Genomic DNA, 12,141 nt, shown 5'->3' with positions numbered 1-12,141 from the left:
ACGATGTCCTTAGATGATGAGATAGTACTGCGGTCAGAGCTCTTCGAAGGACTCGATGAGAAAGTATGCCGAAGCATGCTGGAGTTGGTGGGTCTGCGGGCAGTCGCGGTCAACGAACGAATAGTGGCCGAAGGACAGCGAGCGTCCCACGTGTTTTGCGTTCTGTCTGGCGTGGTCCGGTTGACCAAGGCCGAGGCTGGCGGGCGCGAGGCCGACGTCTGCATCTGTGAGCCCGGAGACTGCTTTGGGGAATATCTGGTTCCCATGGGGGACGCCTACGCGCATGGGGCTTGGGCCGCGGCCCCCGTGGAGCTTGCGCAGTTCGATCTGCCCGGCCTTCGTGCACTTGCCGCCGAACACGGCGGCATCCAGCGCAACGTCATGCGGATCATGGCCAGGCATCTGCTGGGCTCGTTGGACTGCATCGCGGGAGACCGCCTGCACACCGCTGCCCAGCGCGTTGCCAACTACTTCGTGAGCCGCTGCCCCAACTCCGCGTCCCAGGCGACGTTCCGACTGCCTTATCAGAAAAGAGTTCTTGCCGGAAAACTCGGCCTCGCTCCCGAGGCGCTGTCGCGCGCCTTTGCAGCTCTTTCCGGTGCGGGAGTGGACGTGAGGGGCCGGACGGTCTGTATCGGCAGCGTGGCCCAGCTAAGGGAAGCTTGCTAGAAGTCCTCTTCAGCGGCCCCCCCCCCGAGAGCGCTAACCACGATGCGCGACGGACGAGACCTGCGGGACTGCGACGACGTGCTGCTCGGAAGAGACGCGCTCGCGTTCGGTCGGTTACGATGTGCACTGTTATCGTGACCAGAACAGTAGCGCTGTCCCCGATCCTGCGGTATCTGGTTTTGAAACAGAAGTGCAGCGGGACGAATGAGGGACATGGAACCGGATCGCATTCTGGTGGTCGACGACGACGCCCGGATCAGACAGATGCTTGTCCGCTACTTCGAGGACAACGGATACAGGGTGAAGGCCGTCGGCAATGGCGCCGCCATGCGCGCCGAATTGTCCAAGGCGTCCTACTCGGCCATATTTCTCGATCTCGTGCTCCCAAATGGAGAGAACGGCCTCGAACTGCTGAAGGAGTTGCGCAACACGTCCGACGTTCCGGTGCTGATGCTCACTGGGCAGGACGACGTGACCGACAAGGTTGTGGGCCTGGAATTTGGTGCTGACGACTATATTGCAAAGCCGTTTCATCTGCGGGAACTGCTCGCAAGGCTAAGGACTGTACTAAGGAGGCGCATACAGACCCCTCCGACGGATCGAGCCGCGAACGCAGAGGAGGAAGTCCTCCAGTTCGACGGCTGGAAGCTCCAGGTTGGTCGAAGGAAGCTAACTTCTCCGCAGGGAGAGGACGTCTCCTTGACGACCGGAGAATTCGAAATGCTTCTGGTCTTCGCGCAAAATCCTGGCCGCGTGCTGTCGCGCGACAAGCTAATGGACCTAACGAGAAGCCGCAGCCTGGAGGCCTTCGACCGGGCGATAGATGCGCAGATCGTCCGCCTTCGGAAAAAAGTCGAAGTTGACCCAAAGGAACCGACGATGATCCAGACGGTTCGCGGCGTCGGATACGTCTTCACACCACGCCCATCAAATGTGAGATAGTTGATCAGGGTCAATGTTCCACGTAGCGATCGTGCATACGGTCGGCCGTGCAATGGCTTCGGGACCAATGATCATCTGGATACTTTTCGCGGTCGTCTCGGCAGCAACAACCGGAGTCCTAATGCATCCGCTGTCGTCGATTCGCGCCCGTCATTCGAACGTCGGCGTGGACGCCCACGTGTACCGGGACCAGCTCCACGAACTCGAAAGGGAGCTGGCGACGCAACAGATTGGTGCAAACGAGTACGAACTTGCCAATGCGGAAACAGCACGACGGCTCTTCAAGTCCATGGATCTGCCACGGACGCCTAGCGGTCCCCAACGCTCCCACAGGCGCGTCAGACTGGCCGTCGCTGCGATGCTCCCACTAATTAGCATCGGAGTCTACGCCTCTCTCGGTTCTCCTGAGCTGGAGTCGCGACCTTTGCAGGCCAGACTTGATGACCCTGGCGAGGATCTTGCGATCCTTGTCAAGAAGACCCAGGACCATCTCGTCAGCAGTCCACAGGACGGTCGGGGGTGGGATCTACTTGCCCCCGTTCTCCTCAAGATGAGTCGAGCGGACGACGCGGTCGAGGCATATCGATCCGCGCTTCGTATCCTTGGCCCGAGCGTACCGCGTCTGGGTGGGCTCTCGGAAGCGTTGATGGCTCGTTCAAACGGGCTTGTGGGAGAAGATGTCCTGCTCGCGCTCAATAACTTGCTGCAGATCGATCCTGCGAATGTGCGCGCCCGTTTCTACATCGCCCTCAGCATGGAGCAGGCGCGGCGGCCCGATGAGGCGCGGCAGGCCTTCGAGGCGCTGGCAAAACAATCGCCCGCCGATGCGCCCTGGCTACCGCTGGTCAACCAGCATATCGCCGTGAACGGCGGCGCGCCGGCAGGCGCCGGTTCGGCTGCCTCAGGCGCCAATCCAGCTGCCTCGGGCGCCAATCCGGCTGCCTCGGGCGCCAATCCGGCCCCCGGCAATCCCACGCAGCAGGATGTGACGGCGGCCGAGACGATGAACGCCGGCGACCGGCAGCAGATGATCCGCGGCATGGTCGAAAGCCTCGATGCCAAGCTCAGCGAGGATCCGAACAATTTCGAGGGATGGATGCGGCTCGTCCGCTCTTACGCCGTATTGAACGACAAGGATCGCGCCTCCGGCGCCCTGAAGCGCGGGCTTGCGGCCTTTCCGCCGCCTGGCGAACAGGGCAGGCAATTGCTGGCGCTGGCCAGGGAACTCGGCATAGCCCCGGAGGGAGCGACGCAATGACGCGCAAGCAGAAGCGCCTGGCGGTGATTGCAGGCGGCATGGGCTTCATCCTCGCCGCCGTGCTGCTGGTGATGTTCGCCTTCAGCCAGTCGGTCGCTTATTTCTACATGCCGGCCGATCTCGCCCAGACGCCGGTGGCGCCGGAAACCCGCATTCGCCTTGGCGGCCTGGTCGGTGAGGGCAGCGTCGTGCGCGGCACCGGCTCGACGGTGGAATTTGCCGTGACCGACGGCAGCGCCAACGCCGTGAAGGTCAAATATACCGGCATCCTGCCCGATCTCTTCCGCGAGGGCCAGGGCGTCGTCACCGAGGGCATGTTCACTGCCGGAACGACCATCTTCGTCGCCGACACCGTGCTTGCCAAGCATGACGAGACCTATATGCCGAAGGACGTGGCCGACGGGCTGAAAGCCCAGGGATTGTGGAAGGAAGGGCAAGGCCAGGAAGGTCCTGGGAAGCAAGGCCCAGGAAAGGAAAGCCAAGCGCAGGAAGTGAAGGCGACGCCATGATCATCGAGATCGGCCACTACGCGCTGGTGCTGGCACTGGCCACGGCGCTCATCCTTTCCATCGTGCCGGTGATCGGAGCCCGCCGTCACGACCGGGCGATGATGGATGTGGCGACGGTCGGCTCGCTGGCGATGTTTGCGCTTGTGGCCTTCTCCTTCGCCGTGCTGACCTATGCCCATGTCGTCTCGGATTTCTCGGTCGAAAACGTCTGGGAGAATTCGCATTCGCTGGTGCCGCTGATCTACAAATACTCTGGCGTCTGGGGCAATCACGAGGGATCGATGATGCTCTGGCTGCTGATCCTGACGCTGTTCAGCGCGCTGGTCGCCGTCTTCGGCCGCAATCTGCCGGAGACGCTGAAGGCCAATGTGCTTGCCGTGCAGGCCTGGATTTCGGTCGCCTTCACGCTGTTCATTCTGTTGACCTCCAATCCCTTTCTGCGGCTCGATCCGGCGTTTGCGGCCGAGGGCCGCGATCTCAACCCGGTGCTTCAGGATGTCGGTCTGGCGATCCACCCGCCGCTGCTCTATCTCGGTTATGTCGGCTTCTCGGTCTGCTTCTCCTTTGCCGTCGCTGCCCTCCTGGAAGGACGCATCGACGCCGCCTGGGCGCGCTGGGTGCGGCCCTGGACGCTGGCGGCCTGGACCTTCCTGACGCTCGGCATCGCCATGGGCTCCTACTGGGCCTATTACGAGCTCGGCTGGGGCGGTTGGTGGTTCTGGGACCCGGTGGAAAACGCCTCCTTCATGCCATGGCTGGCCGGCACCGCGCTGCTGCATTCGGCGCTTGTCATGGAAAAACGCGAGGCGCTGAAGATCTGGACGGTGCTGCTCGCCATCCTCACCTTCTCGCTGTCGCTGATGGGCACCTTCCTGGTGCGCTCCGGCGTGCTGACCTCGGTGCATGCCTTTGCCAGCGACCCCTCCCGCGGCGTCTTCATTCTCTGTATCTTGCTGATCTTCATCGGCGGGGCGCTGTCGCTGTTTGCCTTCCGCGCGCCGAAGCTGTCGGCCGGCGGGCTGTTTGCGCCGATCTCGCGCGAGGGCGCGCTCGTCGTCAACAATCTGATCCTGACGGTCGCCTGCGGCACGGTGCTGACCGGCACGCTCTATCCGCTGCTCTTGGAAACGCTGACCGGCGACAAGATCTCCGTCGGGCCGCCCTTCTTCAATCTGACCTTCGGCCTGCTGATGGCACCGCTGATCGTCATCGTGCCGTTCGGGCCGATGCTGGCCTGGAAGCGCGGCGATCTGCTCGGTGCGCTGCAGCGGCTTTATGTCGTCGCAGGTCTCGCCTTCCTTGCCGCACTGATCTTCTTCTATATCGAACATGGCGGGCCGGTGCTTGCCGTCCTCGGCCTGGCTACCGGGCTGTTCCTCATCCTCGGTGCGGTGGCCGATCTCTGGTATCGCGCCGGCATCGGCAAGGTGGCGGGCAGCCTTGCCTGGCGGCGGCTTTCCGGCCTGCCGCGTTCGGCCTTCGGCACGGCGCTAGCCCATGCCGGGCTCGGCGTCACCGTGCTCGGCATCGTCGCGGTGACGACGTTTGAGAGCGAGCATGTCATCGAGATGAAGCCCGGCGAGGTGACCGAGGCCGGCGGTTACAGCCTGCATTTCGACGGCATGCAGCCGGGGACCGGGCCGAACTATACCGAGGAGCGCGGCCACTTCACCATCCGCCGTGCCGGTGTCGCGGTTGCCGATACCTGGTCGGCCAAGCGGCTCTATACCGCCCGGCAGATGCCGACGACGGAGGCTGGTATTCTGACCTTCGGGCTCAGCCAGCTCTATGTCTCGCTCGGTGACGCCACCAAGGACGGCGGCATCGTCGTGCGCATCTGGTGGAAGCCGTTCATTCTCTGCATCTGGGGCGGCGCGGTGATCATGGCCTTCGGCGGCCTGGTTTCGCTCAGCGACCGGCGGCTGCGTGTCGGCGCGCCGCGCCGCAAGGCGAAACCGGCAAGGCCGGCAGCTCCCGCAATGGAGCCGGCCGAATGATGCGCTCACACCTTTCTTCCCCTTCTCCCCATCGGGGAGAAGATGCCCGAAGGGCAGATGAGGGGGCCGAGCGGCGGAGCTGCGAGGAGCTTGAGCGCAAGCGAAAGGTCGCCTGTGCTGCGAAGGGTGGCCCCCTCATCCGCCCTGTCGGGCACCTTCTCCCCGAGGGGCGAAGGGGAATGCGGCTTCTCTCCCGGCTCCTCATCGTCCTTTTCGTCCTCTTCACGCCCGTCTCCGCCTTCGCCGTCAATCCCGACGAGGTGCTGGCCGATCCAGCTTTGGAAGCCCGCGCTCGCGCTCTCTCGGCCGAGCTGCGCTGCATGGTCTGCCAGAACCAGTCGATCGACGATTCCAACGCCGATCTGGCCAAGGACCTGCGGCTGCTGGTGCGCGAGCGCATCACCGATGGCGACAGCGACGAGGCGGTGCTGACCTACATCGTCTCGCGCTACGGTGAATTCGTGCTGCTGAAACCGCGTGTCAGCATGAAGACGGGGCTGCTCTGGGGCGCACCGCTGCTGCTGATCCTTGCCGGCGGACTGTCACTGCTGGTCTTCGCGCGCAAGAGGGCCGGCAAGCCGACCGGCAGCAAGCTGACGGCCGATGAACAGGCGAAGCTGAGCGAGTTGCTTCACAGAGATCGCACTATTTGACGGAGATCAATGGCGGCTCGACGCGGTCGTCCTATCGTCGTCGCAGCAACAATTCCTATAAACGAGGCAGGACAATGCAGGCGAAGGACATAATGACCACGAACGTGGTGTCGATCGGTCCAGCGGTCGGTATACGCCACGCCGTCGCTGTCATGATGCAAAACAACGTCAGCGGCCTTCCTGTCATTGACGACGAAGGCCGCGTCTGCGGAATGCTTACGGAGGGCGACCTGCTGCTGCGAAGAGAGATCCGGTTCGCTCCCCGAGCCGCCCGCGCACCCGAAATCATATCCGAGATTGATCTTGAGCGATATATCTCCAGCAATGGCTGGTGTGTCGCCGATGTCATGTCTCAAGATGTGATCGTGGCGAGCCCCGACAGCGAGGTATCGGATATCGCCGAAAGCCTCCAGGCCCACCGGATCAAGCGGCTGCCGATCGTCGAGGACGGGCGCCTAGTCGGGATTGTCAGCCGCAGGGACATCCTCGGCCTGATCATCGATGCCCAGACGGCACCGTTGCCAAAAGAAGATGAATCGATCAGGCTGGCTGTCCGGACGCGACTGAGGTCGGACTTGGGGATAACGCCTCAGAAGATCCAGGTGACCGTCAAGGACGGCCAGGTGACACTCGATGGCAACGTCGAGTCGGAGCTGAAGCAAAAGGCTGTTCGCACCCTGGTCGAAAGCCTGGGTGTCGGCGCCTATCGTGACCGGCTCCAGATCGCTCGGTTGACCGGGACCGAGGTGGGTTGAGACAGCGCCTCTATGCTGTTTAAAGCGCCGACCAATATCCGCACATCCGCGGAGACCAATTTCTGGATGTCGGAGCATATGCGGCGATAAAGCATCTTATGCTCGCCCGCTGGTGTTCAAGCCGAATCTCGCAAAGATTTAGTGAAATCGCCGCTTGCCTCAACCAGACAATCTCGCAGATTCTGGACACCCGAAATTCTCAAGCTTGCGGCACTGCCGCCCGCGCCTGGCGGCGCGGCTTCGGCTGGCGCTCGTTGGTGAGAGTGAATTTGACGCGAGGAGGCTCGCTCGGTGTTGCGCCCCAAAACCGAGCGAGCCTCTGTCAAGTTTCCCCCCTTGACACGGGAAAATCCCGACCCGCCAAATCGACATACTCAATAGGCGAGGCCGTTTCCTTGATGGAGGTCAAACACGGCTGGCAGAGGCAGCATTCATTCGGCGGCAATGATCTCTTCCAAAATGGGCAGAAAATCAATCGTGAGGCTTTTCTCGTCGATCGGTCGGACATGTCTCAAGAGGATTCGTCCCGTGCGATCGATAATAAATGTTTCCGGGACGCCCTAGGCTCCCCAGTCGATCGAGCTTCTTCCCGTGGTGTCGATTCCGATCGCCGCGAACGGATTGCCGTTTTCCACAGCGATTGGAACGGGGGAATCTCGTGACTGGTCCGATGCGCTCGCCAGTCGGTGTTCAGCTTTCACCCAACTTGATCAGGATCAAATACGCCGCAACCACCGCAATGTACTGCTCGAATCGAACAGGGAGCGTGCACATGGATTTCGAAGCGTTTTTCAAAGACGAGCTGGACGGGCTTCATAGCGAAGGCCGTTACCGCGTTTTTGCCGATCTCGAGCGTCACCGCGGCAATTTCCCCCGCGCGACGCGTCACACCGCGGATGGCCAAAAGGAAGTCACGGTCTGGTGCTCCAACGACTATCTCGGCATGGGCCAGCATCCGAAGGTGATCGAGGCGATGAAGAACGCCATCGACCACTGTGGCGCGGGTGCGGGAGGCACCCGCAATATTTCTGGCACCAACCATCATCATGTCATGCTCGAGCGTGAGCTTGCCGATCTGCACGGCAAGGAAGCAGCGCTGATCTTCACGTCTGGCTATGTCTCCAACTGGGCAGCGCTCGGCACGCTCGGCGCCAAGATCCCCGGCCTGATCATCTTCTCCGACGCGTTGAACCATGCCTCGATGATCGAGGGCATCCGCTACGCCAAGTGCGACAAGGTGATCTGGAAGCACAATGACGTGGCCGATCTCGAAGCCAAGCTCAAGGCCGCCGATCCGAAGGCGCCGAAGCTGATCGCCTTCGAGAGCGTCTATTCGATGGATGGCGATATCGCCCCGATCAAGGAAATCTGCGACCTCGCCGACAAATACGGGGCGATGACCTATCTCGACGAAGTGCATGGCGTCGGCATGTACGGCCCGCGCGGCGGCGGCATTGCCGAGCGCGAAGGGCTGATGGACCGGCTGACGGTAATCGAGGGCACGCTCGGCAAGGCGTTCGGGGTGATGGGCGGCTATATCGCCGCTTCGACGGCGCTTTGCGATTTCATCCGCTCGTTTGCGTCGGGCTTCATCTTCACCACGGCGCTGCCGCCGGCGCTGGCCGCCGGTGCCGTCGCCTCGATCCAGCACCTGAAGATCAGCCAGTTCGAGCGCGCCCGGCATCAGGACCGTGTCCGCAAGCTGAGGGCGCTGCTCGACCAGCGCGGTATTCCGCATATGCCCAATCCGAGCCATATCGTGCCGGTGCTGGTCGGCGATGCGGCCAAGTGCAAGTGGATCTCCGACCTGCTGCTCGACAATTGCGGCGTTTACGTTCAGCCGATCAACTATCCCACCGTGCCGAAGAAGACCGAACGGCTGCGCATCACGCCGACGCCGCTGCATTCCGACGCCGATATCGCCCATCTGGTCGAGGCGCTGCATTCGCTCTGGTCGCGCTGCGCGCTCGCGAGGCACGTCGCCTGATGCATTGAGGACACTTCCGTTCTCTAACGAAGGCATGACCCATCGTCTGCTTGCTAAATTCAGACGTCGTGCAGCCCTCTACATTTTTTCAGGTCTCAGGTGCGGGATCGCGCCTCCGGCAAGACGAGGATGTATCGCCATTATTATTGATCGCGATCAAAGACAGAGCCGCCTTCCCACAAGAAGAGTGCCACGGAATGAAGTCGGAGACCAAGACATTGATGATTGCAAAGCACGACTGCCGTTCCGCCGGCCCGTTGGAAGGCGCCACGGATACATGCGGGGGAAATTCCGCGAAGCGGAGGATCGGCGGCCTGATGCGTTTGCGACCATTGCTTCGCAATCATCGGCCGCTGGTGGTGTGCGCGGGTGTTTCGCTGACCTGTGCGGCTCTGATATCGCTTGCGCTCCCGTTGGCGGTTCGCAGGATGATAGACAATGGCTTCAGCCAGGCTGATGGCGCGTTCGTCAACCGTTACTTCATGATGCTAATGATCCTTGCGATCGGACTCGCGGTAGCAAGCGCCTGCCGATACTACTTCGTCACGACGCTTGGGGAACGGATCGTTGGCGATCTCCGGATAATGGTCTTCCACAAGATCACCCGTCTCCCCGCGAGTTTCTTCGATGCAAACCGGTCGGGGGAAATCGCCTCGCGGCTGACCGCCGACGCTGCTCACATTAAGACAGCGACGAGTCTCGCCGCATCCGTAGCGTTGAGAAACTCCATCCTCTGCGTCGGCGCTCTTGCCATGATGTTCGTCACAAGCCCCGCTTTGTCCGCGATCACCATGGGCGCCATTCCCTTAGTCGTGGCCCCGCTGGTGGTATTCGGACGCTCGGTTCGGAAGCGGTCGAGGGCCGCTCAGGACGCCCTGGCCAATGCATCCGCTTACGCGGCCGAAATCATAGCCGGAAGCCGCACCGTCCAGGCATTCAACGGCGAGGAGATCGCCTGTCGCCGATACTCAAAGGATATAGAGGAGTCCTATCGAAGCGCAGTCGTCGCTTCGCGCTCGCGGGCAGTCCTTACGGCGGTTGCAATCGCTCTAATATTCGGAAGCGTCGTCGGAGTGCTATGGATTGGGGCGCACAGCCTGCTTAGTGGAACGCTTTCTGCCGGTAATCTCAGTCAGTTTCTAATCTATGCCGTGATCGCGGCGGGCTCGCTCGGGTCGCTCTCCGAAGTCTGGGGCGAAATGGCCCAGGCTGCCGGAGCGGCTGGACGGCTTTTCGAGCTATTGGACGAACAAGGGAGCGTCCGTCAGCGTGGTTCCGTCAGACCGATCGGTCAGGTACGGGGCGACGTTCAGATCGCGGATCTCCATTTCGCCTATCCTGGCTCGCCTGAACGAGAAGTCCTTAGAGGCCTCTCGCTGCAGGTCGTGGCCGGCGAGACGGTCGCGATCGTCGGCCCATCGGGATCGGGGAAGAGTACCGTTCTCTCGTTGTTGCTCGGTTTCTATGACGACTACTCGGGCAGCATCGCGATCGACGGGCGGGATATCAGATCGACCACGCCCGAAGATCTTCGGAAGGAGATTTCCGTTGTCCCGCAGGACGTGACGATCTTCGGCGCCTCGATCGCTGAAAACATCGCATTCGGTCGTCCTGACGCCACGGAGGCGGAAATAGCGGCGGCTGCCGCCAAAGCGCGGGCGGACGCCTTTGTCGCCGCGCTCCCAAAGGCATACGAAACCGTCGTCGGCGAACGCGGTCTGACGCTCTCCGGAGGACAACGCCAGAGGATAGCGATTGCACGCGCGCTGCTCAAAGATGCTCCAATCCTCCTTCTCGACGAAGCGACCGCCTCGTTGGACGCCGAGAACGAGCAGCTCGTTCAACGGGGATTGGAAGGACTCATGAGCGGTCGGACGACGATCGTTATTGCGCACCGGCTCGCCACCGTTCTCAATGCCGACCGCATCCTGGTCATGGACAAGGGCAGGATCGTGGAGGAGGGTACACATGCGTCGCTAGTTCGACAGGGGGGACTTTACGCAAGATTCGCGGAGTTGCAGTTCAATGTCGCCACCCAGCCCGAACAGGATGCCGCCTGATGAAGTTGGGAGGAGCTGCACAGAACCAAATCAAGATCGGTACGCGAGCGAGCCCGCTTGGGCTTGCCCAGGCGAAGGAGGTGGCCGGCCGGCTCGCCGCCTACCACGTTCTTCCTGGTGACTGCTTCGAGATCGTGCCTCTGACGACCAGAGGCGATCGGATTGACGAACGGCCGTTGCCAGAGGTCGGAGTGAAAGGCCTTTCTACAACTGAACTGGAGGAAAGGCTCCTTCAGGAGACCTCGATCTTGCGGTGCATTCGGCCAAGGACGTCGCCACGACCCTTCCGGACGGGCTGCACCTCAGCGCGTTCCTGCCGAGGGAGGACGTGCGCGATGTGTTGATCTCACGCAGCGGATATCGATTGTGGGAGCTGCCGCCTGGCGCCGTGGTCGGTACGTCGTCGATCCGACGCGCAGCGCTTGTCGCAATGCACCGGCCAGATCTAGATATCGTTCCATTTCGGGGATTCGTCGGTACGCGGCTGCAGAAGCTCGAGAGTGGGGTTGTTGACGCGACGCTGCTTGCGATGGCGGGACTGAACCGACTGGGCATGTCCGACGCCGCGACGGAGATTTTGAACCCGCGCGATTTCCCAACTTCGCCCGCGCAGGGAGCCATCTGTATCGAGAATGTCGTCGCGAATGACCGAATAACTGAACTGGTATCGGCTCTAAACGATGCAAGCACGGCCGATGCCGTTCGCTGCGAGCGTGCCTTCCTTCGAACCCTCAACGGCTCGTGCCGAACGCCGGTCGGAGCGCTCGCGGTCTGTCATGGAAGCGAGATTCTGCTTCGCGGTCTGAGCATTGATGCTGATGGGCGGAACCCTCGGCGCGTGACCGTGCGTGGCGCTCGGACAGTCCCGGCGACGCTGGGCGAAGAGGCCGGTCGGATGGTCCTGGCCGGGGTGGGGATGGCGTCAGGATCCGTTTAGAGGATCGGGTGGCGTCAAGTTCCCGTGGACGTGCATACGACGTCGGATCTTTCGAGGCCGGTAAACCGATCGGTAAAATGCGAGGAACCGTTCCCCGATCAGGAACCTGTCAAGGGCGCCGCGCTATCAGCCAGACGTCGTCTCACTGCCCGACGTAGGGAATGATCGGCGATGGGCTTTTGCGCCACGATCCTGTGCCCGTCCAATTGCATCGACCTGACTTGGTGATCGATGGCGTCATCTTCAATCACCGTCTTTAGCTGACGCCGATTGGGCGGCGGTGTCGGCGCCGTCGGAGCCTAACGCGGGTGACATCCGGACGGCCAACATCGATCATGTTGAACGCGCCATGCCGCACCACTGAGCGGCCATGA

At 61.9% G+C, this 12,141-nt stretch carries 9 protein-coding genes and 1 pseudogene; all 10 read left to right on the top strand.

The features are described from left to right. The first annotated feature begins 3 nt into the window (after nt 1-3). A complete protein-coding gene (locus tag N1937_RS16285) occupies nt 4-669 on the top strand; it encodes a Crp/Fnr family transcriptional regulator (RefSeq protein WP_026154300.1) in 666 nt (221 codons plus the stop codon). Nucleotides 670-882: 213 nt separating this feature from the next. Then, a complete protein-coding gene (locus tag N1937_RS16280) occupies nt 883-1,611 on the top strand; it encodes a response regulator (protein ID WP_222295670.1) in 729 nt (242 codons plus the stop codon). Between the two features lie 67 nt (nt 1,612-1,678). Continuing rightward, entirely contained in the window at nt 1,679-2,869 is a 1,191-nt protein-coding gene (ccmI, locus tag N1937_RS16275) for a c-type cytochrome biogenesis protein CcmI (protein ID WP_260058968.1), read from the top strand. After that, on the top strand, nt 2,866-3,378 hold the full coding sequence (gene ccmE / locus N1937_RS16270) for a cytochrome c maturation protein CcmE (RefSeq protein ID WP_260056552.1): 513 nt from the start codon (nt 2,866-2,868) through the stop codon (nt 3,376-3,378). The genes ccmI and ccmE overlap by 4 nt, the downstream gene beginning before the upstream one ends. Then, complete coding sequence (locus tag N1937_RS16265) at nt 3,375-5,375, top strand: heme lyase CcmF/NrfE family subunit (RefSeq protein WP_260056551.1); 2,001 nt, start codon at nt 3,375-3,377, stop codon at nt 5,373-5,375. The genes ccmE and N1937_RS16265 overlap by 4 nt, the downstream gene beginning before the upstream one ends. A gap of 179 nt (nt 5,376-5,554) precedes the next feature. Further along, the gene (locus N1937_RS16260; RefSeq protein WP_260056550.1) at nt 5,555-6,028 is read left to right on the top strand and encodes a cytochrome c-type biogenesis protein; all 474 of its coding nucleotides are present in this window, start codon (nt 5,555-5,557) and stop codon (nt 6,026-6,028) included. Between the two features lie 74 nt (nt 6,029-6,102). Then, on the top strand, nt 6,103-6,783 hold the full coding sequence (locus tag N1937_RS16255) for a CBS domain-containing protein (protein ID WP_222296464.1): 681 nt from the start codon (nt 6,103-6,105) through the stop codon (nt 6,781-6,783). Nucleotides 6,784-7,555: 772 nt separating this feature from the next. Continuing rightward, on the top strand, nt 7,556-8,770 hold the full coding sequence (hemA, locus tag N1937_RS16250; RefSeq protein ID WP_260056549.1) for a 5-aminolevulinate synthase: 1,215 nt from the start codon (nt 7,556-7,558) through the stop codon (nt 8,768-8,770). A 317-nt stretch (nt 8,771-9,087) separates the two neighbouring features. Continuing rightward, nucleotides 9,088-10,830 (top strand): ABC transporter transmembrane domain-containing protein, encoded by a 1,743-nt coding sequence (locus tag N1937_RS16245; protein WP_260058966.1) that lies wholly within the window; start codon nt 9,088-9,090, stop codon nt 10,828-10,830. Then, nucleotides 10,830-11,767: pseudogene (gene hemC / locus N1937_RS16240) on the top strand (hydroxymethylbilane synthase). The gene N1937_RS16245 and the pseudogene hemC overlap by 1 nt, the downstream one beginning before the upstream one ends. Nucleotides 11,768-12,141: the final 374 nt, after the last annotated feature.

Source organism: Rhizobium sp. WSM4643 (assembly GCF_025152745.1).
Classification (GTDB): Bacteria; Pseudomonadota; Alphaproteobacteria; order Rhizobiales; family Rhizobiaceae; genus Rhizobium; species Rhizobium leguminosarum_I.
The sequence above is the reverse complement of the archived record's forward strand: the minus strand, read 5'-3'. Positions and strand labels throughout refer to the sequence as shown.

Coding starts and splice junctions, on each gene's coding strand:
- N1937_RS16285 (WP_026154300.1), top strand. CDS start 4: ATGTCCTTAGATGATGAGATAGTACTGCGGTCAGAGCTCTTCGAAGGA.
- N1937_RS16280 (WP_222295670.1), top strand. CDS start 883: ATGGAACCGGATCGCATTCTGGTGGTCGACGACGACGCCCGGATCAGA.
- ccmI (WP_260058968.1), top strand. CDS start 1,679: ATGATCATCTGGATACTTTTCGCGGTCGTCTCGGCAGCAACAACCGGA.
- ccmE (WP_260056552.1), top strand. CDS start 2,866: ATGACGCGCAAGCAGAAGCGCCTGGCGGTGATTGCAGGCGGCATGGGC.
- N1937_RS16265 (WP_260056551.1), top strand. CDS start 3,375: ATGATCATCGAGATCGGCCACTACGCGCTGGTGCTGGCACTGGCCACG.
- N1937_RS16260 (WP_260056550.1), top strand. CDS start 5,555: ATGCGGCTTCTCTCCCGGCTCCTCATCGTCCTTTTCGTCCTCTTCACG.
- N1937_RS16255 (WP_222296464.1), top strand. CDS start 6,103: ATGCAGGCGAAGGACATAATGACCACGAACGTGGTGTCGATCGGTCCA.
- hemA (WP_260056549.1), top strand. CDS start 7,556: ATGGATTTCGAAGCGTTTTTCAAAGACGAGCTGGACGGGCTTCATAGC.
- N1937_RS16245 (WP_260058966.1), top strand. CDS start 9,088: ATGCGTTTGCGACCATTGCTTCGCAATCATCGGCCGCTGGTGGTGTGC.